Origin of the sequence: Comamonas antarctica (assembly GCF_013363755.1) — a bacterium.
Taxonomy (GTDB): Bacteria; Pseudomonadota; Gammaproteobacteria; order Burkholderiales; family Burkholderiaceae_C; genus Comamonas; species Comamonas antarctica.
Map to the genome: position 1 here is coordinate 311938 of NZ_CP054840.1, position 25506 is coordinate 337443.

The window sequence follows — 25506 nt, forward strand, 5'->3', positions numbered from 1 at the left end:
TCCAAGTTCCAGTCCCATGAAACTCGCTACTTACAAAGACGGCTCGCGCGACGGCCAACTGGTGGTTGTGTCCCGCGATCTGAGCCAGGCCCATTATGCGACCGGCATTGCCAGCCGCATGCAGCAGGTGCTGGACGACTGGACCTTCATGGCGCCGCAGCTGCAGGACCTGTACCAGCAGCTCAACGCGGGCAAGGCGCCACATGCGTTTGCGTTCAATCCCGAGCAGTGCATGGCGCCGCTGCCGCGCGCCTACCAGTGGGCCGACGGTTCGGCCTATCTGAACCATGTGGAGCTGGTGCGCAAGGCGCGCAACTCCGAGGTGCCGGCCACGTTCTACACCGACCCGCTGATGTACCAGGGCGGCGCCGACGATTTCATCGGCCCCTGCGATGACGTGGTCGTGCCCAGCGAAGCCATGGGCATCGACTTCGAGGCCGAGATCGCCGTGGTCACGGGCGATGTGCCCATGGGCAGCACGCCCGCGCAGGCGCTGCAGGGCATCCGCCTGGTGATGCTGGCCAACGACGTGTCGCTGCGCAACCTGATCCCGGCCGAGCTGGCCAAGGGCTTCGGCTTCTTCCAGAGCAAGCCGGCCACGGCCTTCAGCCCGGTGGCGGTGACGCTTGACGAGCTGGGCAACGCCTGGGATGCGGGCCGGCTGCATCTCACGCTGCAGTCGATCTGGAACGGCCGCAAGGTCGGCATGTGCGATGCCGGCCCCGAGATGACCTTCCACTTCGGCGAGCTGATCGCCCACATCTGCAAGACGCGCAACGTGCGCGCCGGCAGCATCGTCGGCAGCGGCACCGTGAGCAACAAGGGCGTGGGCGAGGGCAGCGCCATGCAGTGGCCCAAGGGCTATAGCTGCATTGCCGAGAAACGCTGCATCGAGACCATCCAGACCGGCCAGCCCGTGACCGATTTCATGAAGTTCGGCGACACCATCCGCATCGAGATGAAGGACCGCGACGGCCAGAGCATCTTCGGCGCGATCGACCAGACCATCGTGGCGCCCGGCACCGCCGAGTGACACCGCGGGCGCGCAGGACCGGCACCGCAGAGTGCCGGCCGGCGCGAACCCTTTCCCGGCCCGAATAGGCGCGGCCGGGTCATTACCCCGGAGACAAGAACCATGGACCGCAGACATTTCCTGGCCGCGCTCGCAGCGGCCGCCGCGCCGCTGGCGCAGGCGCAGAACTGGCCCGAACAGCCCATCCGCTGGGTCGTGCCCTATCCGCCCGGCGGCGGCACCGACGTGCTGGCGCGCACCGTCGCCGAGGCCATGCGCCCGGCGCTGGGCCAGAGCATCGTGATCGAGAACAAGCCTGGTGCCTCGACCAACATCGGCGCGCAGCAGGTGGCCACGGCCCGGCCCGACGGCTATACCATCATGTCGGCCGACAACGCCCTGCTGGCCTACAACGAGCACCTGTTCAGCAAGCTGCCGTTCAGCCCGGAAAAGGACTTCAGCTATGTCGGCGGCATCAGCCGCTTTCCGCTGGCGCTGGTGGTGCACCCGGATTTCCCGGCCAAGACGCTGCAGGAATTCCTGGCCTATGCGCGCGCCAACCCCGGCAAGGTCAACTATGCCTCGCCCGGCAATGGCTCGCCGCACCACCTGGCGATGGAGATGTTCAAGGTGCGCACGCGCACTTTCCTCACGCACATTCCCTACCGCGGCGCGGCCCCGGCCGTCGCCGACGTGATGGGCGGCCAGGTGCCGTGCATGTTCATCGATCTGGCCGCGGGCCTGCCCATCATCCAGTCGGGCAAGCTGCGCGCGCTCGCGATCGGCTCGGCGCAGCGCATTGCGAGCCTGCCGCAGCTGCCCACGCTGGCCGAGGCCGGCGTGCCCAATACCGAGGTGTTTGCCTTCCAGGGCGTGCTGGCGCCGAAGAGCCTGCCCGCGCCTCTCGTGCAGCGCCTGAACGCGGAACTCAACAAGGCGCTGGCCAGCCCGGCCGTCGTCAAGCGCATGCAGGATTTCGGCATGGAAGCGCTGCCCGGCACGCCCGAGCAGTTCCGCGCGATGGCGCGCGCCGAAGCCCGGCGCTGGGGCGAGATCATTCAACAGGCCGGCATCAAGCTCGACTGAGCGTCGCTCTGAGCGCGCGCTCCTGCAAAATGGTGACTGATCGGGGCCAGGCCCCGCAGTCCCATTCCAAGGAGAGCCACGATGCTAAATTTCGACTTCAGCAACCCCACGCGCATTGTTTTCGGCGAGGGCGTCATCGCCAAGCTGGGCAAGCTGCTGCCCGAGGCCGCGCAGGTGCTGATCGTCGTCGGCGGCAGCAGCGCCGAGAAAAACGGCACGCTGGCCGAAGTGCGCGCCGCGCTGGGCACGCGCCGGCATGCGACGTTCTCGGGCATCGAGCCCAATCCCACGCTGGAGACCGCGATGCGCGCGGTCGCGCAGTTCCAGGACGGCGGTTTCGACTTCCTGCTGGCCGTGGGCGGCGGCTCGGTGATCGATGCCGTCAAGTTCATTGCCGCGGCCGTGCGCCTGCCCGGCGCCGACCCCGCCGCCGCCTGGGAGCTGGTGCGCAAGGGCGGGCGCGGCGTGGCCCAGGCCGCGCCGCTGGGCGTGGTGCTGACGCTGCCGGCCACGGGCTCGGAAATGAACAACGGCGGCGTGCTGACGCATGCCGCCGAGGGCGCCAAGCTGCCGTTCTCCAGCCGCCTGCTGTTCCCGCAGTTCGCGCTGCTCGACCCCACGAAAACCTATACCCTGCCCGCGCGCCAGCTGGCCAACGGCGTGGTCGATGCGTTCGTGCACACCATGGAGCAGTACCTGACCTACCCGGTGGACGCGCGCGTGCAGGACCGCTTTGCCGAAGGCCTGCTGCAGACGCTGATCGAGATCGGCCCGCGCGTGGTGGCCAGCGATACGCCCGACTATGCCGACCGCGCCAACCTGGTCTGGAGCGCGACGCTGGCGCTCAACGGCCTGATCGGCGCGGGCGTGCCCCAGGACTGGTCCACGCACATGATCGGCCATGAGCTCACGGCGCTGTACGGCATCGACCATGCGCGCACGCTGGCCGTGGTGCTGCCGGCGATGATGGACGCGCGCCGCGAGCAAAAGCACGCCAAGCTGCTGCAGTACGCCGAGCGCGTCTGGGGCATCACCGAAGGCTCGGAAGAGGGCCGCATCAACGCCGCGATCACGCAGACGCGCAACTTCTTCGAGGGCCTGGGCGTGCCCACGCGCCTGTCGGCCTACGACCTCGGCGCCGACGCCGCCGATGCGGTCGTGACGCAGCTGCAAAAGCACGGCATGGTGGCGCTGTCGGAGCACCGCGACATCGACGCCGCCAAGGCGCGCGAGATCCTGGGTCTTGCGATCTGAGCCGGTTCAGGCGGCGGCGACTTCCACCGTGCAGTCATAGAAGCTCGGCGCGCGGCCCAGGTCGGTGAGATGCTGGTGCGTGAGCTCGTTGACGTTGGTGCCATTGGCGCCGTCCTTGCGCCACCAGATGCCCAGGCCCACGACCAGCCCGGCGCGCGTGCGGCCGTTGAGGCTCGCGTGGCACAGGTGCTCGCCGCGCGCGTTGAATACGCGCACCAGCGCGCCGTCCTCGATGCCGCGCGCGGCGGCATCGTCGGGGTGCATCTCGAGCAGCGGCCGGCCTTCGGCGTTGCGCAGCTTCTGCACGTTGACGAAGGTGCTGTTGAGGAAGTTGCGCGCGGGCGGCGAGATCATCGCCAGCGGGTAGGGGCCCTGCGGATCGGGCAGCTCGTGGTTCGGCAGGTAGTCGGGCAACGGATTGATGCCCTGCGCTTCGAGGCGCGCGCTGTGGAACTCGCACTTGCCCGAGGGCGTGGCAAAGCCACCCTCGGCAAACGGCGCATCGGGCAAGCGCAGATGCGCAAAGCCGGTGTCCAGCAATTGCTGGAAATCGACCTGCGCGGGATCGAGCGCCTGGCGGCACAGGTCCTCGTCGCTGTCGGCAAACCAGGGCGCGGCAAACGCGGCGTCATGCACCGCCATGCGCGCCGCGAGTTCGCGGAAGATCTGCGCATTGCTTCTGGCTTCGCCCCATGGCGCCACGGCCGGGCGGTTGAGCAGCACGTCGGTATGGCCATAGCTGCCATGGATGTCCCAGTGCTCGAGCTGGGTCGTGGCCGGCAGCACATAGTCGGCGTGGTCGGCGGTATCGGTCATGAAATGCTCGATCACCACCGTGAACAGGTCCTCGCGCGCAAAGCCCTGCACCACCTTCGCCGACTCGGGCGCCACCGCCACCGGGTTGCTGTTGTAGACCACCAGCGCCTCGATGCGCGGCCCGAACGCGCCGCCGCCGGGCTCGAGCAGCGCGTTGCCGATGGTGCTCATGTTGATGGTGCGCGGGCGGCGCGCGCCCAGCAGCTCGGGCTTTTGCAGCGCCGCGCGGCGCGCGGGCAGCGCTGCCGATGACGACAGCAGCAGGCCGCCCGCGCGATGGCGCCAGGCGCCCGTGAGCGCGGGCAGGCAGGCAATGGCGCGCACCGCGTTGCCGCCGCCGCGCGCGCGCTGCACGCCGTAGTTGAGGCGGATCGCGGCGCGCTCGGTCGTGCCGTATTCGCGCGCCAGTTCCACGATCTGCTGCACCGGCAGGCCGCAGACCTCGGCCGCGCGTTCGGGCGGCCATTGCAGCGCGCGTTCGCGCAGCGCCTCCCAGCCCAGCGTGTGGCGGGCGATGTAGTCGTGGTCGAGCCAGTCGTTGCGGATCAGCTCGTGCATCAGCGCCAGCGCCAGCGCGGCATCGGTGCCGGGGCGCAGCTGCAGGTGTTCATGGCACTTGTCGGCGGTCTCGGTCTTGCGCGGGTCGATGCAGATCAGGCGCGCGCCATCGCGTTTCGCGGCCTGGGCATAGCGCCAGAAATGCAGGTTGCTGCCGATGCTGTTGCTGCCCCAGATGATGATCAGCCGGCTCTCGGCAAAGAACTGCACGCGCATGCCGAGCTTGCCGCCGTAGGTGTGCACCAGCGCCTCGCCGCCGGCGCTGGCGCAGATCGTGCGGTCGAGCAGCGAGGCGCCGAGCTGGTGGAAGAAGCGCCGGTCCATGCTCTCGCCCTGCACCAGGCCCATGGTGCCGGCATAGCTGTAGGGCAGGATGGCTTCGGGCGCGCGCTGCGCGATCGCCTGCAGGCGCGCGCCGATGTCGTCCAGCGCCGCGTCCCACGACACCGGCGTGAAACGGCCGCTGCCCTTGGGGCCGCAGCGCTTGAGCGGCGTCAGCACGCGCTCGGCGTGGTAGGTGCGTTCGGGATACTTGCTGACCTTGGCGCAGAGCACGCCATCGGTCTGCGGATGCGCCGGGTTGCCCTGGACCTTGGTGGCCACGCCGTCGACCACCGTGGTCAGCAGCGCGCAGGTGTCGGGGCAGTCATGCGGGCAGGCGCCGCGCACCAGGGTGGCAATGCCGGAAAGGGAGGGCAGGGAAGACATGGCAGGCGTGGGGCAATCGGTATCGGCTGATTGTCCCGCATGCCGGCGGCCGCGCGCAAAGCGGGGTTGCCCGGGTCGGGAATCGCCGCGGCGCGCGAATTCTGCTGTGACAATGGCCCGCAGGAGGATCCCATGCCCTTGATTGAAGAGATTGTTGCGCAGGCCGACGCGATCGCGGCGCTGCGCCGCGATATCCACGCCCATCCCGAACTCAGCTTCGAGGAGCTGCGCACCGCCGAGGTGATTGCCGCGCGGCTCGCCGAATGGGGCATTCCCGTGCACCGCGGCCTGGGCAAGACCGGGGTGGTGGGCATCGTGCACGGACGCGATGCCGGCGCCTGCGGCCGCGCGCTGGGCCTGCGCGCCGACATGGATGCGCTGCCCATGCAGGAAGGCAATACCTTTGCCCATGCGAGCCGCCATGCGGGCAGGATGCATGGCTGCGGCCACGACGGCCATGTCGCGATGCTGCTGGCCGCGGCGCAGCACCTGGCGCGCCACCGCGATTTCGACGGCACGGTCTACCTGATCTTCCAGCCCGCCGAGGAAGGCGGCGGCGGCGCGCGCGCGATGATCGAGGACGGCCTGTTCACGCGATTTCCCATGCAGGCCGTGTTTGGCATGCACAACTGGCCCGGCATGGCCGAGGGCTGCATGGCGGTGAGCCCGGGGCCGGTCATGGCGTCGAGCAATGAATTCAGCATCACGGTGCGCGGCAAGGGCGGACACGCGGCCATGCCGCACCTGGTGCTCGATCCGGTGCCGGTCGCGGCGCAGATCATCCTGGCGCTGCAGACCATCGTCAGCCGCAATCTCAAGCCCGTCGACGCGGGCGTGATCTCGGTGACCATGGTGCATGGCGGCGAGGCCAGCAATGTCGTGCCCGACAGCGTGCAGCTCGAAGGCACGGTGCGCACCTTCTCGGTGGCCGTGCTCGACATGATCGAGCAGCGCATGCGGCAGCTGGTCGAAGGCATCTGCACGGCGCAGGGCATGCAGTCGGAATTCGCCTTCGTGCGCGACTACCCGCCGACCATCAACGCCGCGCCCGAGGCGGCGCTGGCGCGTGCCGTCATGCAGCGCATCGTCGGCGCCGGGCAGGTGCTGGATCAGGAGCCGACCATGACCGCCGAGGACTTCGCGTACATGCTCGAAGACAAGCCCGGCGCCTATTGCTTCATCGGCAACGGCGAAGACGCGGGCGCGCACCGCGCCATCGGCCATGGCGGCGGGCCGTGCCTGCTGCACAACCCGAGCTATGACTTCAATGACCGGCTGATTCCGCTCGGCGCCACTTTCTGGGTGGAACTGGCGAGAGAATGGCTGTCCAATCCAACCCGTTAGGCCAGCAGCGCATCGAACTGCGCATTGATCTTGGCCTCGATGCTGTCCTTGAACATCGCGGCCAGGAAGCCCAGCTCGGCCACGAGTTCAAGCGCGCTGGCGGTCACGCGCAGCTGGCCGTCGACGCCGTTGCCGCTGAAGCGCAGCAGGTCCTGGGTTTCGCCGGCGTCGTATTCGCATTGCACGCCGAATTTCTCGGCGGCCTTTTCGCCCCAGCGTTTGGCGTGCGCGCGCGCGGCGGCAAGGCCCAGGGAGTGGTTGCGGGAAATCTGGATGTCAGGCAAGGGGGTTAGTCCGGGTGAAGTGGCAGGAACGGGATGGCGCTGCGATGACTACACTGGGTCTGTCGCACCCATCGATTTTAAGGAGCAAGCTGCATGTCCGAACTGAACGCTGCTTTCGAAGCCGCCGTCGCCCACTCGAAGAACCTGAGCGAGCGTCCCGACAACGCCACGCTGCTGCGCATCTACGCGCTGTTCAAGCAGGCCACGCAGGGCGACAACGAAGAGAAGAAGCCCAGCTTCAGCGACATGGTGGGCCGCGCCAAGTGGGACGCCTGGGAAAAGCTCAAGGGCACGGACAGCGATGAAGCGCGCGAGCAGTACATCGAGCTCATCGAGTCCCTGAGCTGACGGCGCCACCGTCCTCATTGCAATCCCGGGGCAGCGCCGCCGCGGGGCCGGGCATCAGCGCGCACAGCGCCGCCAGGCGCTGGGCCCTGGGCTGGCGCGAGAGCTTTTCCACCGCCTGGTGGAACGCGGCCCAGGCATCGGCCTGGCCGGCCTGCTGCGCAAACAGCGCGGCAAACGCCACCACCCAGGTGTCATAGGCCGAGAGCGCACCAAACGACGCATTGTTCGCCTCGGCCACCCACCGGTCTAGGCGCTGCAGCGACTGCGCTGCGGCCTGGGGGCGCGCCGCGAGTTCGGGGCTGGCCAGCCATTGCGCGCGCAGCGCCTGGTAGCGCGCGCGGAAGTCCGCCATGATCTGCGCCTTGGTGCCGGGCAATGCTTCGGACGGCTCGGCATACAGGGTCTCGAGCGCCTGGCGCGTGCTGTGCGTGAGCGCGCGGAATTGCGCGCGCCGCTGCTGCGCGGCCTGCCACGCGGGAGCGGCCGCCGCCGCCGTGGGCGATTGCCGCAGCCAGGCCGCGGTGCCGAGCTGCTCCACAGCGGTGGCGTAGGACTCGTTGAAGGCCATGTCTCCCGCCAGATAGACGCGCTGGTGCGACAGCTCGTGGAACAGCAGGCCCACGAGTTCGCCCTCGGGCCAGCGCACGAAGGTATCGAGCAGCGGGTCGCCCCCCAGCCAGTTGAAATAGCCCAGCGTCGAATACGCGGGCACGGGATAGACATGCACATCGAGGCCCTGGGCGGCCAGCGCCTGGCCCTGGGCCTGGGCATCGGCCAGCGTGAAGTAGCCGCGGTAGCCGACGCAGCCCGCAACCGGAAAACACCACTGGTGCAGTTCCAGTGAATCGGGCGGCGCGGCCGTGACGTTCCACACCGCCGCGGCGCGGTTGAGCGCCGCATAGCGCCGGTAGCTGGCGTTGTCGGGCAGCGCCAGTGCCTGGCTGGCGAAATCGCGCGCCTGCCGCGCCAGCTGCAGCTGGCTGCGCAGCGTCGGCGGCAGGTCGGGCTGGTCGAGCCAGTCGGAGACCGGCCGCGCCGCATGCAGCATCTGCAACTGGCCGCGTGCGCCCTGCCAGTAATAGCCGATATCGGGCAGCGCGCAGCCCCCGAGCAGCGCCGCAATCGCGGCCGCCGCCAGGGTCTGGCCGCCGCGCCGGACCCGCTGGCGCCAGCGGCTGACTACACTCATGGCTTCATTCACGCTGTTTTCCCCCGATCCGATGGACTTTTTCACGCTGGCAATCATTGTCACCATTGCCGTTTACGTGCTCAAGCGCAACGACCAGCGCCGGCGCACGCGCCTGCTGGCCGAGTTCCTGGGCCGCCTGCAGATCGAGAAACTGATGGGCAGCCTGATCGAAGGCTATCTGCGCGCGCTGGGCGAAGGCGATCCGCAGCGCCGCGCCCAGGTCTGGACCCTGCTTGAGGGCACGGAAAAAAGCCTGGCCGAGCAGTTCCAGCGTTTTGCCAACGATTTCGCGCGCGTCGATGCCGAAGAGGTGCGGGTCAGCACGCTGCCGCTGGCGCTGCCCTACATCGAGCGCATCTATCCCCGGGGCAGCTTCGACATGCGCGAGATGGTGCAGATCCATGCGCGCGGCATTGCCGCGGCGCAGGTGTATGCGGCCCAGGATGACGCGCAGCGGCGCCAGCGCGCGTTCATGCTCAGCGCCGAGATCTTCCTGATGCAGCACAGCTGCCACTGGTTCTGCAAGTCGCTCACGGTGGCCTCGGTGCGGCTGCTGGCGCGCCACCAGACCAGCTACGAGCAAGTGCTCGCGGCCGTGTCGCCGGCCACGCGCGCGGCCTATCTGCGGCTGATCGGCAAACGCGGTTAGCAGAGTCCGGCATGCCGGACAATACCGTTTTGGGGATGGGGTGCAATGCTATTGCCGCTTTCGGCGTGAAAGCGAAGAATGGCCGGTGCCATGAAACATCTGATCCATACCCTCGAGGGCCGTCTGGCCCCCTTGCCGGTGGCCGTTGCCGTGGAGCTGCCTTCGGGCCAGCGTGTCGGCAGGAGTCCCACCGATGTGATGTTGCGCTTTCGCTCGCTGGCGCCGCTGGCGGCGCTGGCCGCGGGCCACATCGGCACCCTGGGCGCCGCGGTGGTCGAAGGCCAGGTGGAGTTCGAGGGCCGGGTGCGCGACATCATGCGCGCGGCCTCGGCGTTGCTGCAGGCCGACCCGGTGCGCGGCACCTCGAGCTGGTGGTCGCAAATCATGGCGCGCACGCGCTCGATGGCGCTGCACACGCTGGCGCGCGACGCCGAGCAGATCGAATTCCACTACGACCTGTCCGATGACTTCTACGCGCTGTGGCTCGATCCGCGCCGCGTCTATTCCTGCGCCTATTACCGCGCGCTGGACATGAACCTGGCGCAGGCGCAGGAAGCCAAGCTCGACCATATCTGCCGCAAGCTGCAACTGCGCCCGGGCGAGCGCTTCCTCGACATCGGCGCGGGCTGGGGTGGCCTGCTGCTCTGGGCCGCCGAGCATTACGGCGTGCAGGCCCAGGGCATCACGCTGTCGCGCAATCAGCACGCCTATGTGACGCAGCTGATCGCGGCGCGCGGCCTGCAGGACCGGGTGCGCATCGACCTGTGCGACTACCGCCAGCTGCAGCCCGAGGCGCCGTTCGACAAGATTGCCTCCGTGGGCATGTTCGAGCATGTGGGCCAGGCGCAGCTGCCGGCCTATGCGGCTGCCGTGCAGCAGCTGCTGCGCCCCGGCGGGCTGGCACTGATCCATGGCATCACCGCCGGCGGCGTCGACAACGTCGAGGTCGGCGCGGGCATGGGCGAGTTCATCAGCCGCTACATCTTTCCCGGCGGCGAGCTGGTGCATGTGAGCCGGGTGCTGCAGGCGCTGGCGCAGGGCGGCCTGGAAATGGTCGACACCGAGAACCTGCGGCCACATTACGCACGCACGCTCTGGGCCTGGTCCGACGCGCTCGAGGCGCAGTTGCCCGAAGCACAGCGTATCCTTGCGGAGCAGACCGACGACGAGCGCGGCGCGCGCGCGCTGCGCGCCTACCGGCTGTACCTCGCCGGCTGCGCCATGGGCTTCGAGCGCGGCTGGATCGCGCTGTACCAGATGCTGGTGGCGCGGCCGGACGGCCAGGTCGGCAACGGGCCCTTGCCCGGTGTCCAGTCCGACTATCCCTTCAACCGCGAATACATGTACCGCAAAGGAACCGCATGCCCTACAAGTTCAAATCCCGCGCCACCGCCGACCTGATCATGCTGGACGCCACGGCGCGCCGGCTGCTGGAGATCGTCGGCAAGGACACCGAGGGCCCGGGCATCATCACCGCCGAACAGATTCCGGGCGCGCTGGCCGCGCTCGAGCAAGCCGTGCGCGCCGAGGAAGCCCGGCGCGCCGAGGCGCAGCAGGACGAGGACGAGCAGGACCACGGCGATGCGACTGCTAAAGGCGAGGGCGTCAGCCTGCGCCAGCGCACGGCCCCGTTCGTGGACATGCTCAAGCGCAGCGCCGCCGAAGGGCGCGATGTGACCTGGTAAGGCCTCGCAGCTTACGGCCTTCATCGGCCTCAGGGCCAAGGGGACATCGGCCCTGCACCAAGGGCCGATTCAAGCGCCCTGGACGCTTCCTAGAATGGTTTTGCCTGTCGTTGTCGGCGGGCGATCCACCTGGAGGTCCGTCCGCCATGAATGCCCCCGACCCACGCCCGCCGCGCGGCTTCCCCGCCGCGGCCGATGCCCGGCATGCCTACGATGAAGCAGACCTGGCGCGGGCGCTCAACGTCTACAAGTTCTTCTATCCGACCGTCTCGGGCGCGGCCATCATCAAGGGCAACGAAGCCGTGGGCCTGGTGGCGAACCGGGTGTTCGGCATCATGGACTCGAACCCCGCGCAGATCGGCTTCACGCTCAACTCCGATACGCCCTATGGACCGGCGCTGCTGGATCTGTCCATCGGTCCGCTGGTCATCGAGCTGCCGCCCGGGCCGCTGATCGTCTGCTCGATCGATGTCAACCAGCGCTGGGTCGCCGACATGGGGCTGCCCGGGCCCGATGCCGGCAAGGGCGGAAAGCATCTGCTGGTGCCGCCCGCGTTCGAGGGCACATTGCCCGCGGCCGGCTACCACCTCCACTGGGCCAGCAGCAACCGGCAGATCGTCGGCATCCGCTCGCTGCCGGTGCAGGGCAATGTGCCCGAGGCCAAGCAGCGCCTCCACACCGTGAAGGTCTATCCGCTGAACCCGAAGACGCCCTGGTCCGAGCCGATCTGGCTGGACATCACCGACCAGGAGCAGGATGCAACGCCGATCCGCTACGAAGACAGGTTCCAGTATTGGGAAGTGCTCAAGGAAACGCTGGACGCCGAGCCGCCCTTTGCGGGCTACCACGCCGCGTATGGCGAGCTGGCGATGCTGGGCATCGAGAAGGGCAAGCCGTTCACGCCCGATGCGCGCCTGAAGGCGCTGCTCGAACGCGCGGCGCAGCAGGGCATTGCCCAGATGCGCGCGCAGAGCTTTGCCGACCGGCGGCCCGAGCGCATGGTCTGGCCCGACCGCCAGTGGGAATGGGCGGCGCTGCGCTTCGAGGACGGCGATTTCAACACCGCCTACTACGTCGACACGTCCGCGCGCGAGAAATGGTTCTACCAGGCGATTGGCGCCTCGCCCGCGATGTTCCGGCGCGATCCGCAGGCCGGCTCGCTCTACTGGCTGGGGCTGCGCGACCGCAGCGGCGCCTATCTCGAAGGCGGTAAACACTACCAGCTCACGGTGCCGCTGCCCGTGCCCGGCAAGCTGTTCTGGTCGGTGACGGTTTATGACGCCGCGACCCGCTCGCAGATCCGCACGCCCCAGGGCAAGGCCGCGCTGCGCTCGCTGCAGGAGCTGAGCCAGCTGGGCGATGCGCAGTCCGTCGACCTGTTCTTCGGCCCCAGCGAACCGGCTGGCCAGACCGGGCGCTGGATCCAGACCACGCCGGGCAACGGCTGGTTCGTTTATTTCCGCATCTATGGTCCGCAGGCACCGGCGTTCGACGGCAGCTGGAAGCCCGGCGACTTCGAGCCGCTGGGCTGACGCCGCCGACCACTGCCGCGCGCATTGCGCCCCCCAGGAATTCAGACCCAGACAGAAGCCTGCCATGACGAAGAAATTCAACGGCAAGATCGAACTCGACATCCGCGACAGCCAGCCCGACTGGGATGCCTTCCTGGACCCCGAGGCGCCCAGGGATGCGCCGAACGTGCTGGTCATCCTCTACGACGACACCGACTGCGCGGCCTGGTCGCCTTACGGCGGGCGCATCCGCATGCCCACGCTCGAGCGGCTGGCGAAGAATGGCCTGACCTATTCGCAATGGCACACCACGGCGATCTGTTCCGCCACGCGCTCGACCTTCCTCACCGGGCGCAACCACCACCACAATGGCTTTGGCACCGTGGCCGACATGGCCAGCGGATTTCCGGGCTACTCGGGCCACATTCCGCCCGAGAACGCGACCCTGGCCACGGTGCTGCGCAACGCCGGCTGGAGCACTTTCTGGGTCGGCAAGAACCACAACGTCCCGGTCGATTCGCTCGATATCGGCGCGAGCCGCAGGCACTGGCCGCTCGGGCTCGGATATGACCGCTTCTATGGCTTCCTGGGCGGCGAGACCAACCAGTGGTATCCCGAGCTGATCGAGGACAACCATTTCGTCGAGCAGCCGGCCCAGCCCGAGCAGGGCTACCACTTCTCCAAGGACATTGCCGACAAGGCCATCGGGTTCATTCGCGACAGCAAGCAGTCGCGGCCGCAAAAGCCCTGGTACCTGTGGTACTGCCCCGGCGCCAACCATGCGCCGCACCATGCGCCCCAGGAGTACATCGACAAGTACCGGGGCCAGTTCGACGATGGCTACGAGGCCTACCGCGACTGGGTGCTGGCGCGCATGATCGACAAGGGCGTGCTGCCCAAGGGCACGGCGCTGACGCCGGCCAATCCCATGGAGGACGGCAGCTTCGTGGCGGGCGACCGCGTGCGCCCCTGGGCTTCGCTGTCATACGACGAAAAGCGCCTGTTCAGCCGCATGGCCGAGGTCTACGCCGGGCTGTCCGAGTACACCGACGTGCAGACCGGGCGCGTGATCGACTACCTCGAGGAATCTGGCCAGCTCGACAACACGCTGGTCCTGTACTGCGCCGACAACGGCGCGTCGGGCGAGGGCAGTCCCAACGGCTCGGTCAACGAGAACCGCTTCTTCAACGGCTACCCCGACGACATCCAGGACAACCTGGCGATGATCGACAAGCTGGGCTCGCCCGACACCTATAACCATTACCCGACCGGCTGGGCCATGGCCTTCAGCACGCCCTACCGCATGTTCAAGCGCTACGCGCAGTACGCGGGCGGCACGGCCGACCCGATGGTCATCCACTGGCCCAAGGGCTTCAAGGCGCGCGGCGAGATCCGCCACCAGTACCACCACTGCACCGATGTCGTGGCGACGATCCTGGACTGCTGCGGCGTCGGCATGCCGGAAGTGGTCGATGGCGTGAAGCAATCGCCGCTCGATGGCGTGTCGATGCGCTACAGCTTCGACGCCGCCGACGCGCCCACGCGCAAGCAGACGCAGTATTACGAGATGCTGAGCGCGCGCGGCATCTGGCACCGCGGCTGGAAGGCCGCGGCCGAGCGCGGGCCGTCGCTGGGCAGGGGCGGCTTCGACCAGGACCGCTGGCAGCTGTTCCACACCGATGCCGACCGGGCCGAGGCCCATGACCTCGCGGCCGAGCAGCCCGAAAAGCTCAAGGAGTTGCAGGCGCTGTGGCTGGAGGAAGCAAAGAAAAACCATGTGCTGCCGCTCAACGACTATGGCGCGGCCGACATGGCGGCGCTCGAATACCGCGCGCCCGTGCCCGCCGGGGGCCGCTTCGTCTACTACCCGGATACCTGCGAGGTGACCGAGGCCGCGGCCGCGCACACGCTGGGCGTGTCGTTCAAGATCCTGGCCGAGGTCGAGTTCACCCGGGATACGCAGGGCGTGATCGTCGCGCAGGGCTCGCGCTTTGGCGGCTACACGCTGTTCGTCAAGGACGGCCGGCTGCACTTCGTCTACAACTTCCTGGGCATCGCGCCCGAGCAAAGGCTCAGCGCGCCCGCGCCCACGCCGGGGCGCCACATCGTGGGCGTGGCGTTCGAGAAGGAATCCGTGAGCGCGAAGATGGAGGCGCTGGGCACCATGACGCTGCACATTGACGACCAGACACTGGCAGGCGCCGCCTTCCGCACCCAATGCGGCCACTATGCGCTGTCCGGCGAAGGCCTGGCGGTCGGACGCGACAGCGGCGACCCGGTCTCCAGCGCGTACCCGTGCGGCTTTGCATTCCGCGGCGGCAGGGTGCTGAAGGTGGTCTATGACGTTGCCGACGATGCCTACGTCGACCTCGAGCGGCGCATGGCCGCACGGCTGGCGCGCGAGTAATCCTGCTTTCCAGCAGACATGAAAAAAGCCAGCCGCGAGGCTGGCTTTTTTCATCCGTAAGAGCGATCAGTCCGCGTAGGCGCCAGCGGCTTGAATGACCTTGCCCCAGGTGGCGATTTCCGACTGCACGAACTTCTTGTGGCCTTCGGGCGTGAGGCGGTCGTCGTTGGCGATCACCGCGCCCAGCTGTTCTTCCTTGCGGATGAACTCGGGGTCCTTGAGCGCCAGGCGCATCGCCTCGTTGACCTTCTTGGTCACGGCGGCGGGCGTGCCCTTGGGCGCGTACAGGCCGTGCCACACGGTGACCTGGAAGTTCTTCAGGCCGGCTTCGTCGAGCGTCGGCAGGTTCTTGAGTGCCGGCGTGGTCAGGCGCTTGGGCGTGGTGACGCCATAGGCCTTGACCTTCTTCGACTCGATCTGCGCCGTGGTGTTGGTGGTCTGGTCGCACAGCAGGTCGACCTGGTTGCCCATCAGGTCGGCAATCGCGGGCGCCGCGCCCTTGTAGGGCACGGGGGTCATTTCCATCTTCAGCGTCGACTGCAGCATCAGGCCGCAGAGGTGCGAAGCCGAACCGACACCGGCGTTGGCGAGGTTGACCTGGCCCTTGTTCTTGCCGATCCAGGCAACCAGGTCCTTGTAGTTGTCGGCGGGCAGCGTGGGCTTGCCGATCAGCGTCATGGGCACATCGTTGATGATGCCCAGGTATTCGAAGTCGTTGGCCACGTTGAACGACAGCTTGCGGTACAGCGTGGGCACGGTGGCCATGCCGATGTGGTTCAGCAGCAGCGTGTAGCCGTCAGGATTGGCGCGCGCCACCTTGGCGATGCCGACCGCGCTGCCGGCGCCGGCGGAGTTGTCGATGACGATGGTGGCGTTGTTCAGGTGCTTGCGCATTGAATCGGCCAGATCGCGCGCCACGCGGTCGGTCGGGCCGCCGGCGGTGAACGGCACCACGATGGTGATGGGCTTGCCGGCGGCGGGGAAGTCCTGGGCCTGGACTCCGGTAGCGGCGACGGCGGCCAGGGCGATGCTTGCCAGCTTGAACAACTTCTGCATGAGATGGGCTCCTTTTGGGAGCTCGATCATAAGAACGAATGCGGCTTTTTCTGCTATCAAAAAATAAGTGTTTTCCCTGTAAACGCGCCCGATGCAGGGCGCTTGCTGATATTTATCAACAGAAACTATCTCAGCGATAGCTGCGCGCGTCTTCGATCACTACGCCGTCGTTGGGCAGCGCGCCCGGCGCCAGCGGCCGCACGTCGCAGCGCAGCTTGGTCAGGTCGCGCACGCATTCCTCGATCTGGCGCAGCAGGGCCGCATCTTCGCCGGCGTGGGTTTCCACCCACAGTTCCATGCTGTCATTGGCCATCTCGCCGCGCACCACCAGACGCGCACGGGCGACCAGCGCAAAGCGCTGCACGACCTGCTGGATCTGCGCCGGGTGCACGAACATGCCGCGCACCTTGGTGGTCTGGTCGGCGCGGCCCATCCAGCCGCGGATGCGGATATTGGTGCGGCCCGTGGGGCAGGGACCCGGCAGCACGGCCGACAGGTCGCCCGTGCCGAAGCGCACCAGCGGATAGCCGCGGTTGAGCGTGGTCACGACCAGTTCGCCGACCTCGCCCTCGGGCACCGGATCGTCGGTGCCCGGGCGCACGATCTCGACGATCACGTTCTCGTCGACCACCAGGCCTTCGCGCGCCGGGGTTTCATAGGCGATCAGCCCCAGGTCCGCGGTGGCATAGCACTGGTAGCCGTCGACCCCGCGCTCGGCCAGCCAGTCGCGCAGCGAGGGCGGAAAGGCCTCGCCCGACACCAGGGCCTTGCGCAGGCTCGGCAGGCTCTGCCCCTGGCCCTGGGCCTTTTCCATCAGGATGCGCAGGAAGCTGGGCGTGCCGATGTAGCCCGCGGGGCGCAGATCGGCAATTGCCTGCACCTGCTGCTCGGTCTGGCCCGTGCCCGCGGCAAACACCGTGCAGCCCAGCGCCTGGGCACCGGTTTCCATCATCGCGCCCGCGGGCACGAAGTGGTAGCTGAAGCTGTTGTGCACCAGTTCGCCCGCGCGAAAGCCCGCGGCGTGGATGGCGCGCGCCATGCGCCAGTAGTCGCGCCCGCAGCCTTCGGGTTCGTAGATGCCGCCGGGGCTGGAGAAAACGCGCGGCATCTGCGCGCCGAACGCCAGCGCGCTGAAGCCGCCAAACGGGGTGCCGGCGCGCTGCGCGACCTGGCGCTCGAGCAACTGCGACTTGCGCGTCACGGGCAGTTTCGCCAGCGCGGCGCGCGAGGTGACGGCGGCGGCATCGATGCCGGCGAGGATTTCGGCAAATGCCGGGGAAGCCTGCTGCGCATGCGCGATCTGCTGCGGCAGCGCGGCCATCAGGGCCTGTTCGCGTTCCTGGGGGGAGCGCGATTCAAGCGCGTCGTAATGCTCGGTCATGAAGAATTCCTTGGCGGATCCACTTGCAGGGGCGTACAGGTCAGGGCCCGTACACCCTTCGACAGGCTCAGGGCGAACGGTGGGGGACAAGCGCGGGGTCAACGCTGGGGGCTGAAGGGGCGGGGCCGCTCACGCCAGCCAGCGCTTGCGCCGCTTGTAGCTCTTGACGTCCTTGAAGCTCTTGCGCTCGCCGCCGCCCATGCCGAGGTAGAACTCCTTGACGTCCTCGTTGTTGGCCAGGTCGGTGGCCGGGCCGTCCATGACGATGCGGCCGCTTTCCATGATGTAGCCGTAGTCGGCATAGCGCAGCGCCATGCTGGTGTTCTGCTCGGCCAGCAGGAAGGTGACCTGCTCGCGCGCATTCAGGTCCTTGACGATGTTGAACACCTCCTCGACGATCTGCGGCGCCAGGCCCATCGAGGGTTCGTCGAGCAGCACCATGCGCGGGTTGCTCATCAGCGCGCGGCCGATGGCGCACATCTGCTGCTCGCCGCCCGAGGTGTAGGCGGCCTGCGAGTGGCGCCGCGTCTTCAGGCGCGGGAAATAGGTGTAGACCTTCTCGAGGTTGGCGGCGATCTCGCCGGCGTTGGTGCGCGTGTAGGCGCCGGTCAGCAGGTTTTCCTCGATGCTCAGGTGGGCGAAGCAGTGCCGGCCTTCCATGACCTGCACCACGCCGCGGCGCACCAGGTCGGACGGCGTGAGGTTGGCGATCTGCTCGCCTTCGAGCGCGATCGTGCCCTTGGTGACTTCGCCGCGCTCGCCGCGCAGCAGGTTGGAGATCGCGCGCAGCGTGGTGGTCTTGCCCGCGCCGTTGCCGCCCAGCAGCGCCACGATGCTCTGGCGCGGCACCTGCAGCGATACGCCCTTGAGCACCAGGATCACATGGTTGTAGATGACCTCGATGCCGTTGACCACCAGCAGCGGCGCATCGGTGGCCGGCGCCGGGGCGGCAGAGGTGGGGGCAGTGGATTCGGACATGGATTCAGCCTCGCTGAGCAAAAACACGAAAACTCGGGACGGCGCCGGCCGGGCGCCTCGCGGGCCCGGCCGGCAGCAGCGCCATCAGTTGCAGCTGCGCACCTTGACGTTCTTTTCCTTGGCGTACTTGTCGGCGTATTCCTTGACCAGCGGCTCGACCATCGACTTGTCGCCCTGGTACCAGTCGGACACCACGTTCCACTTCGATCCATCCCACTGCGCGATGCGCGACCAGTCGGTGCCCAGGTGGTTGGTGCAGCTGGTCTGGATCGGGCGCAGGATCTTGCCGAAGCCCAGCGCGTTGAGCTTTTCCTGCGTCAGGTTCAGGTTCTCCAGGCCCCAGCGCACCTGCTCGGGCGTCATGACCTTGCCCTTGCCGTATTTCTCCTGCGCGGTGCGGATGGCTTCGACCTGCAGCATCGAGATCACCATGCCGCGCGTATGGGCCATGGCGCCGACGCTGCTCACGTTCGATGCCGTGCCCTGGTTCTTGTCGTAGACCATGCTCTTGATCTCGTCATGCACCTTGTCGCGCTCGGCGGTGTTGTGGATGGTCACGGTGTTGTAGCCCTTGGCGCCGGCACCGATGTCCTTCACGTCATGGTCCGAGCCGGCCCACCAGATGGCGTAGATCTTGTCGCGCGCGAAGTTCGTGGCCTGGGCCTCGCGGATGGCGGTGGGAGTCATGACGCCGGCCGACCAAAGCAGCACATAGTCGGGGCGCTGCTGGCGCACCTGCAGCCAGGTCGACTTCTGCTCGACGCCGGGCGCGGTGACGGGCAGCAGCATCAGCTGGAAGCCTTCCTTCTCGGCGCGCTTTTGCAGCAGCGGGATCGGTTCCTTGCCATAGGGCGAGTCGTGGTAGACCAGCGCGATCTTCTTGCCCTTGAGGCTGCCCTTTTCCTTCTTCAGGATGTCCTGGATGATGGAATCGGCCGCGGTCCAGTAGTTGCCCAGCAGCGGGAAGTTCCACTCGAACACCGCGCCGTTGGCCGACTGCGACAGGCCGTAGCCCATGGTCACTATGGAGCGCTTGTCGCCCGGCGCCTTGTCGCTGACCGCGAAGGTGATGCCGGTGGATTGCGGGTCGAAGCTGGCCGCGCCGCCGTCCTTGTTCTTCAGGCGCTCGTAGCATTCGACGCCCTTGGCCGTGTCATAGGCGGTCTCGCACTCCTCGTAGGAGATCTTGACGCCGTTGACGCCGCCCTTGGCGTTGACCAGCTTGAGGTAGTCCTGCTTGCCGTCGGCCCATGGAATGCCCAGGGGCGCGAACTGGCCGGTGCGGTAGACCAGCAAGGGCACGAACTGGTCCTGGGCCATGGCGGCCGGGGCCGCGAGCAGCGCCCCGAATCCCAGGGCAGCGGTGGCGGCGGCAAGCGCAGCTTTCTTGAACATCATCTTTTGTCTCCTAAGGTTTTTGAGAACAGGATCACTGGGAAGGATCGGGCACTTCGGGGCGAGTGCTTCAAGCTGGGACTCAATGCGGGAAAGGCCAGAGCCGCAGTTTCTGCTTGGCGGTGGACCACAGCCGGGCCAGGCCGTGGGGTTCGACGATCAGGAAGAAAACGATCAGCGCGCCAAAGACCATGTGTTCGATGTAGGTGGCGCTGGCCGTGGACAGCGGCAGGCCGAGCCAGTGCGGGACATGCGTCAGCACCAGCGGCAGCAGCACGAAGAACGCCGCGCCGAACAGGCTGCCCATGATCGAGCCCAGGCCGCCGATGATGATCATGAACAGCAACTGGAAGGAGCGGTCGAGGCTGAACGCCGCGGGTTCCCACGCGCCCAGGTGCACGAAGCCCCAGAGCGCGCCGGCGATACCGACGATGAAGGAGCTCACGGCAAACGCGCTGAGCTTGGCGTAGACCGGGCGGATGCCGATCACCGAGGCCGCGACGTCCATGTCGCGCATCGCCATCCAGTTGCGGCCCGTGGCGCTGCGCACCAGGTTCTTGGCCAGCAGGCCCAGGATGCACAGCAGGCTCAGGCACAGCAGGTACTTCTCGGCCGGCGTGTCGATGACCCAGCCGGCGATCGACAGCTGGCCGGCGCTGACCGAGCCCGACGAGGAGTTGTTGGTGACCCACGAGGCGCGGCTGGCGAGCCAGTCCATGAAGAACTGCGCGGCCAGCGTGGCCACGGCCAGGTACAGCCCGCGGATGCGCAGGCTGGGCAGGCCGAACACCACGCCGAAGGCCATCGCGCACAGCCCGCCGCCGAGCAGCGACAGCAGCAGCGGCATGCCCTCGATGCGCACCTGCAGGTTGTAGGCGGCATACGCGCCCACGGCCATGAAGGCGCCCGTGCCCAGCGAGATCTGGCCGCAGTAGCCGACCAGGATGTTCAGGCCCATCGCGGCCAGCGCCATGATGAGGAAGGGGATCAGCACCGCCTGGAAGGTGTAGTCGCTGACACCCAGCGGCACGGCGACGAAGGCCAGCAGCAGGATGGCAAGGATCGCGATGCGGTCCTGGGCGATCGGGAAGATCTGCTGGTCGGCCGCGTAGCTGGTCTTGAACTGGCCGTTTTCACGATAGAACATGGGGAATCTCCTGCAACGGTCTCAGACGCGGTCGATGATCTTGTCGCCAAACAGGCCCTGCGGACGCACCAGCAGGAAAGCCAGCGCCAGGCCGTAGGCAAACCAGGTCTCGATGCCGCCGCCGACCATCGGGCCGATGTAGACCTCGGAGAGCTTCTCGCCGACGCCGATGATCAGGCCGCCGACGATCGCGCCGGGAATGGAGGTCAGGCCGCCCAGGATCACCACCGGCAGCGCCTTGAGCGCCACCAGCGACAGCGAGAACTGCACGCCGAGCTTGGAGCCCCAGATGATGCCGACCACCAGCGCCACGCCGCCGGCCACCGACCAGACGATGACCCAGATGCGCGACAGCGGAATGCCGATCGACTGCGCCGCCTGGTGGTCGTCGGCCACGGCGCGCAGCGCGCGGCCGGTCTTGGTCTTCTGGAAGAACACCGCCAGGCCGATCACCAGCAGCGTCGCGATGCCGGCCGCGTAGAGGTCTTCCTGGCTCACCAGCAGGCCGCCCTCGAACAGGCCGCCGAGCACGAAGATCGGGTCCTTGGGCATGCCCACGTCGATGCTGTAGACCGCGCTGCCGAAGATCAGCGGGCCCAGGCCGTCAAGCAGGTAGGCGATGCCCAGCGTGGCCATCAGCAGCGTGATCGGCTCCTGGTTGACCAGGTGGCGCAGCGCGAGCCGCTCGATCAGCCACGCGACGACGACCATCAGCGCCAGCGCGACCAGGATCGCCAGCAGATTGCCCAGCAGGCCCGGCGCGATGCCCAGCCACTGGGGAATCCACTCGGAAAAACGCGCCATCGCGAGGGCCGAGAACAGCACCATCGCGCCCTGCGCAAAATTGAACACGCCCGACGCCTTGAAGATCAGCACGAAGCCCAGCGCGACCAGCGCGTAGAGCATGCCGACCATCAGGCCGCCAAAAAGGGTTTCGAGAAAGAATGCCATGGGGTTGCTCCTTGCGCCTTGGTTGTGCGCTCAATGCGAGTTGCCCAGATAGGCGCGGATCACGTCGGGATTGCTGCGCACGGCGGCGGGCTCGCCGTCGCCGATCTTCTTGCCGTAGTCGAGCACCACGACGCGGTCGGAGATGTCCATGACCACGCCCATGTCGTGCTCGATCAGCACGATGGTCGCGCCGTACTCGTCGTTGACATCGAGGATGAAGCGGCACATGTCCTGCTTCTCTTCCACGTTCATGCCGGCCATGGGTTCGTCGAGCAGCAGCACCTGCGGCTCCATCGCCAGCGCGCGGCCCAGGTCGACGCGCTTTTGCAGGCCGTAGGGCAGCTGGCCCACGGGCGTCTTGCGGTAGGCCTGGATTTCGAGGAAGTCGATGATGTGCTCGACGAACTCGCGGTGGCGCGCTTCCTCACGCGCCGCCGGGCCGACATGCAGCGCCTGCATCAGCAGGTTGCTTTTGATCTTCAGGTTGCGGCCGGTCATGATGTTGTCGATCACGCTCATGCCCTTGAACAGCGCCAGGTTCTGGAAGGTGCGCGCCACGCCCATCTCGGCGACCTGGCGGCTGTTCATGTGCGAGAAGGTCTTGCCGCGGAAGGTGATGCTGCCTTCGGAGGGCGTGTAGACGCCGTTGATGCAGTTGAGCATCGAACTCTTGCCCGCGCCGTTCGGGCCGATGATGGCGCGGATCTCGTGCTCGCGCACGTTGAACGAGATGTCGGTCAGCGCCTTGACGCCGCCGAAGCGCAGGCTGAGGTTCTGGATGTCGAGGATGACATCGCCTATGGGTTGGGTGCGCATGCGTTTCCTTGGACGGCGTCAGGCGGCCGCCTTGGCCGGGGCAAAGGTCTTGGCGTCGAGCAGCTTGAGCGTGGCGCTCAGGCTGCCGGTACGGCCGTCTTCGAACTTGACCTGGGTGGTGATGAACTGCTCGGTGCGGCCCGCGTAGAGCGCATCGACCAGCACGCCGTACTTGTCGGCAATGAAGTTGCGCCGCACCTTGCGGGTGCGGGTCAGCTCGTCGTCATCGGGGTCGAGCTCCTTGTGCAGCACCAGGAAGCGCGCGATCTGCGTGCCCGCCATGCCGTCCTCGCTGGCCAGGTCGGCGTTGACCTTGGCAATGCACTCGGCGATCAGCGCCTGCACCTGCGGCTTGGACGTCAGGTCGACATAGCCGCCATAGGGCAGGCCCTGGCGCTCGGCCCAGTTGCCCACGGCCTCGAAGTCGATGTTGATGAAGGCGCAGACCTGGTCGCGCTGGTGGCCGAAGCACACCGCCTCCTTGATGTGCGCGAAGAACTTGAGCTTGTTCTCGATGTAGTTGGGCGCGAACATCGCGCCGCCATTGGTGCGGCCCACGTCCTTGGCGCGGTCGATGATGCGCAGGTGGCCGTCGGCGTCGATCACGCCCGCGTCGCCGGTGTGGAAGTAGCCCTGCTCGTCGATGACCTCGGCCGTGGCGTCGGGGCGCTTGTAGTACTCCTTGAGCACCGACACGCCCTTGACCAGCACCTCGCCGTTGTCGGCCAGCTTGAGCTCGATGCCGGGCGCGGCCTGGCCCACGGTGTGCAGCTTGACCTGGCCGTTGTGCTGGATGCAGACATAGGCGCAGGTCTCGGTCTGGCCGTAGAGCTGCTTGAGGTTGATGCCGATCGAGCGGAAGAAGCGGAACAGGTCGGGGCCGATGGCCGCGCCGGCCGTGTAGGCGACGCGGATGTGCGACAGCCCCATCACGTTGCGCAGCGGCCCGTAGATCGCCAGGTCGCCAAGCTTGTAGAGCATGCGGTCGACAAAGCCCACGGGCTTGCCGTCGAGGATGTCCGAGCCGACGCGGCGCGCGAGCTGCATGCAGCGCTCGAACAGCCAGCGTTTGGGCGCGGCCGCGTCTTCCATGCGGATCGACACCGAGGTCAGCATGCCTTCGAAGATGCGCGGCGGCGCGAAGTAATAGGTCGGGCCGATCTCGCGCAGGTCGATGGCGACCGTCGATGCCGATTCGGGGCAGTTGATGGTGAAGCCCGCCACCAGCCACTGCGCCAGCGAGAACAGGTGGTCGCCGACCCAGGCCGGCGGCAGGTAGCAGATCACGTTGTCGCTGGCGTCCAGCCCGTCGACCTGCACGCCGCCCATGGCCGACAGCACGAAGCTCGCATGCGTCTGGCACACGCCCTTGGGCTTGCCCGTGGTGCCCGAGGTATAGAGGATGACCGAGACATCCTCGGGCCGCAGCTGCGCCAGGCCGGCCTCCCAGGCGCCAGGATGCTGCGCATCCCACTCGGCGCCGCGTGCCATCAGCTCGGCGGTGCTGATCAGGCCGGGCTGGTCGTAATGGCGCAGGCCGCGCGGATCGTCATAGATGATGTGGCGGATGCCGGGCACGGTCTCGCGGATTTCCAGCAGCTTGTCGACCTGTTCCTGGTTCTCGGCAAACGCAAACGCAATGTCGGCATCCTGCAGCACGAACACCATTTCCGCGGCCACCGCGTCCTGGTACAGCGGGATGGGCACGCCGCCCAGGCTCTGCACGGCAACGAAGCCCAGATAGACATGCGGACGGTTGTCGCTGATGAACGCCAGGTTCTGGCCGCGCGCGAAGCCCAGCGTGGCCAGGCCGCAGGCGAAGTGGCGCACTTCCTGGGCGGCCTGCTGCCAGCTCCAGGTCTGCCAGATGCCGTATTCCTTCTCCCGCAGCGCGGGCGCGCCGGGGCGTTCGGCGGCATGCTTTTGCAGCAAATGCGGGAACGTGGTGGTCATTGCTTATCCTCGGAAAGGTGAACAGGCCGGGCGATGTTGCTTGATTTGTAACTTCATCTTAGGAACAGGTTTGACGCCTTTTTGTCTTGGCGGCGACAATCTGGGGGAAACTCCTTAGCGGGAAAACGCGCGTCGCGCCAGCCCCTCGCAACCGCGTCCACCGGTGGGAAATCCCCGATCGGCAACCGGGGCGCGCAGGGTCATGCTCATGGGATGAGCCATGAACTGTCCCTGCACCAGCGCCGCCGCGAACCCACGCCCCAGGAATTGCGCAATATTTCCTGGCTGAACGTGCTCCAGCCCCATGAGCGCGCGCGCGCCGAAGCGGCGCTGCTGGTGGGCGATGCGTTGCCGGGCGACTACATCTGCCGCATCGGCCGGCCCGTGACCTACTGGTTCGGGCTGGTCGAGGGCCTGCTCAAGATCCACTCCGACAATGCGCATGGCCAGACCGTGACCTTCACCGGCGTGCCGCCCGGCGGCTGGGTCGGCGAGGGCACGGTGGTCAAGCGCGAGCCCTACCGCTACAACATCCAGGCACTGCGCAAGAGCGTGGTCGCGGGCCTGCCCATCGACACTTTCCACTGGCTGCTCGACCATTCGCTGAATTTCAACCGCTTCGTGCTCGACCAGCTCAACGAGCGGCTTGGACAGTTCATCGCGGCGCGCGAAAGCGACCGCATGAACAGCCCCGAGGTGCGCGTGGCGCGCAGCCTCGCGGCGTTCTTCAATCCCGTGCTCTACCCGGGCATGGCCCAGGTGCTGCGCATCACGCAGCAGGAACTGGCCTATCTGGTCGGCCTGTCGCGCCAGCGCGTGAACGAGGCGCTGGCCAACCTGCAGGAGCAGGGCGCGATCCGCATCGAATACGGCGGGCTGCGCGTGCTCGATCTCGCGGCGCTGCGCAATGCCCAATTCCTGTCCCATGCCGCCGCGGCCGAAGGCCTCGCGGCCAGTGCCTGAGCGCCGCCGGCTCAT

At 67.5% G+C, this 25506-nt stretch carries 22 protein-coding genes; 11 read left to right on the plus strand and 11 right to left on the minus strand.

Annotated elements, in window-relative coordinates; genetic code table 11:
• Positions 1–16: 16 nt before the first annotated feature.
• The 3 genes from HUK68_RS01475 (at position 17) to HUK68_RS01485 (ending at position 3352) form a co-directional block, all read left to right on the plus strand.
• Entirely contained in the window at positions 17–1033 is a 1017-nt protein-coding gene (locus HUK68_RS01475) for a fumarylacetoacetate hydrolase family protein (protein ID WP_175502600.1), read from the plus strand.
• A gap of 102 nt (positions 1034–1135) precedes the next feature.
• A complete protein-coding gene (locus tag HUK68_RS01480; RefSeq protein ID WP_175502601.1) occupies positions 1136–2098 on the plus strand; it encodes a Bug family tripartite tricarboxylate transporter substrate binding protein in 963 nt (320 codons plus the stop codon).
• An 81-nt stretch (positions 2099–2179) separates the two neighbouring features.
• Positions 2180–3352, plus strand: a complete 1173-nt coding sequence (locus HUK68_RS01485; RefSeq protein ID WP_175502602.1) for an iron-containing alcohol dehydrogenase — start codon at positions 2180–2182, stop codon at positions 3350–3352.
• Positions 3353–3358: 6 nt separating this feature from the next.
• On the opposite strand, the gene HUK68_RS01490 is transcribed toward HUK68_RS01485, so the two are convergent.
• Positions 3359–5434 carry a molybdopterin-containing oxidoreductase family protein gene (locus HUK68_RS01490; protein ID WP_175502603.1) on the minus strand — a complete coding sequence of 692 codons (2076 nt, stop codon included), beginning with the start codon at positions 5432–5434 and terminating at the stop codon, positions 3359–3361.
• A gap of 132 nt (positions 5435–5566) precedes the next feature.
• Here HUK68_RS01490 and HUK68_RS01495 point away from each other — a divergent pair, with 132 nt between their 5' ends.
• Positions 5567–6778 (plus strand): M20 aminoacylase family protein, encoded by a 1212-nt coding sequence (locus tag HUK68_RS01495; protein WP_175502604.1) that lies wholly within the window; start codon positions 5567–5569, stop codon positions 6776–6778.
• On the opposite strand, the gene HUK68_RS01500 is transcribed toward HUK68_RS01495, so the two are convergent.
• The gene (locus HUK68_RS01500) at positions 6775–7062 is read right to left on the minus strand and encodes a polyhydroxyalkanoic acid system family protein (RefSeq protein ID WP_175502605.1); all 288 of its coding nucleotides are present in this window, start codon (positions 7060–7062) and stop codon (positions 6775–6777) included. The two genes, HUK68_RS01495 and HUK68_RS01500, sit on opposite strands and share 4 nt — an antisense overlap.
• 93 nt (positions 7063–7155) lie before the next feature.
• On the opposite strand from HUK68_RS01500, the gene HUK68_RS01505 reads away from it, so the two are divergent.
• Positions 7156–7410: an acyl-CoA-binding protein gene (locus HUK68_RS01505; RefSeq protein WP_175502606.1), complete on the plus strand. Its 255-nt coding sequence runs from the start codon at positions 7156–7158 to the stop codon at positions 7408–7410.
• Here HUK68_RS01505 and HUK68_RS01510 read toward each other — a convergent pair.
• Positions 7391–8599, minus strand: coding sequence for an aminopeptidase (locus tag HUK68_RS01510; RefSeq protein WP_244146226.1), 1209 nt, complete (start codon positions 8597–8599; stop codon positions 7391–7393). The two genes, HUK68_RS01505 and HUK68_RS01510, sit on opposite strands and share 20 nt — an antisense overlap.
• A gap of 31 nt (positions 8600–8630) precedes the next feature.
• Here HUK68_RS01510 and HUK68_RS01515 point away from each other — a divergent pair, with 31 nt between their 5' ends.
• The 5 genes from HUK68_RS01515 (at position 8631) to HUK68_RS01535 (ending at position 14851) form a co-directional block, all read left to right on the plus strand.
• On the plus strand, positions 8631–9248 hold the full coding sequence (locus HUK68_RS01515; protein WP_175502608.1) for a hypothetical protein: 618 nt from the start codon (positions 8631–8633) through the stop codon (positions 9246–9248).
• A gap of 90 nt (positions 9249–9338) precedes the next feature.
• A complete protein-coding gene (locus HUK68_RS01520) occupies positions 9339–10649 on the plus strand; it encodes a class I SAM-dependent methyltransferase (RefSeq protein WP_175502609.1) in 1311 nt (436 codons plus the stop codon).
• Positions 10610–10933, plus strand: coding sequence for a DUF1840 domain-containing protein (locus tag HUK68_RS01525; RefSeq protein WP_175502610.1), 324 nt, complete (start codon positions 10610–10612; stop codon positions 10931–10933). Before HUK68_RS01520 ends, HUK68_RS01525 begins: the two co-directional genes overlap by 40 nt.
• A 146-nt stretch (positions 10934–11079) precedes the next feature.
• Positions 11080–12465: a DUF1254 domain-containing protein gene (locus HUK68_RS01530; RefSeq protein ID WP_175502611.1), complete on the plus strand. Its 1386-nt coding sequence runs from the start codon at positions 11080–11082 to the stop codon at positions 12463–12465.
• Between the two features lie 64 nt (positions 12466–12529).
• Positions 12530–14851 (plus strand): arylsulfatase, encoded by a 2322-nt coding sequence (locus HUK68_RS01535; RefSeq protein WP_175502612.1) that lies wholly within the window; start codon positions 12530–12532, stop codon positions 14849–14851.
• Positions 14852–14917: 66 nt separating this feature from the next.
• Here HUK68_RS01535 and HUK68_RS01540 read toward each other — a convergent pair whose 3' ends face one another.
• From HUK68_RS01540 to HUK68_RS01575, 8 genes are all read right to left on the minus strand, one after another.
• Positions 14918–15907, minus strand: a complete 990-nt coding sequence (locus tag HUK68_RS01540) for a tripartite tricarboxylate transporter substrate-binding protein (RefSeq protein WP_175502613.1) — start codon at positions 15905–15907, stop codon at positions 14918–14920.
• Positions 15908–16037: 130 nt separating this feature from the next.
• On the minus strand, positions 16038–17288 hold the full coding sequence (locus HUK68_RS01545; RefSeq protein WP_175502614.1) for a phenylacetate--CoA ligase family protein: 1251 nt from the start codon (positions 17286–17288) through the stop codon (positions 16038–16040).
• A 129-nt stretch (positions 17289–17417) separates the two neighbouring features.
• Positions 17418–18266, minus strand: coding sequence for an ABC transporter ATP-binding protein (locus HUK68_RS01550; RefSeq protein WP_175502615.1), 849 nt, complete (start codon positions 18264–18266; stop codon positions 17418–17420).
• Between the two features lie 84 nt (positions 18267–18350).
• Positions 18351–19664 carry an ABC transporter substrate-binding protein gene (locus HUK68_RS01555; RefSeq protein ID WP_175502616.1) on the minus strand — a complete coding sequence of 438 codons (1314 nt, stop codon included), beginning with the start codon at positions 19662–19664 and terminating at the stop codon, positions 18351–18353.
• A gap of 79 nt (positions 19665–19743) precedes the next feature.
• Complete coding sequence (locus tag HUK68_RS01560; RefSeq protein WP_175502617.1) at positions 19744–20808, minus strand: branched-chain amino acid ABC transporter permease; 1065 nt, start codon at positions 20806–20808, stop codon at positions 19744–19746.
• A gap of 21 nt (positions 20809–20829) precedes the next feature.
• Positions 20830–21759: a branched-chain amino acid ABC transporter permease gene (locus HUK68_RS01565; RefSeq protein ID WP_175502618.1), complete on the minus strand. Its 930-nt coding sequence runs from the start codon at positions 21757–21759 to the stop codon at positions 20830–20832.
• Between the two features lie 30 nt (positions 21760–21789).
• Entirely contained in the window at positions 21790–22575 is a 786-nt protein-coding gene (locus HUK68_RS01570; protein ID WP_175502619.1) for an ABC transporter ATP-binding protein, read from the minus strand.
• Positions 22576–22593: 18 nt separating this feature from the next.
• Positions 22594–24528 (minus strand): AMP-dependent synthetase/ligase, encoded by a 1935-nt coding sequence (locus HUK68_RS01575; RefSeq protein WP_175502620.1) that lies wholly within the window; start codon positions 24526–24528, stop codon positions 22594–22596.
• 213 nt (positions 24529–24741) lie between these two features.
• On the opposite strand from HUK68_RS01575, the gene HUK68_RS01580 reads away from it, so the two are divergent.
• On the plus strand, positions 24742–25491 hold the full coding sequence (locus tag HUK68_RS01580) for a Crp/Fnr family transcriptional regulator (protein WP_175502621.1): 750 nt from the start codon (positions 24742–24744) through the stop codon (positions 25489–25491).
• Positions 25492–25506: the final 15 nt, after the last annotated feature.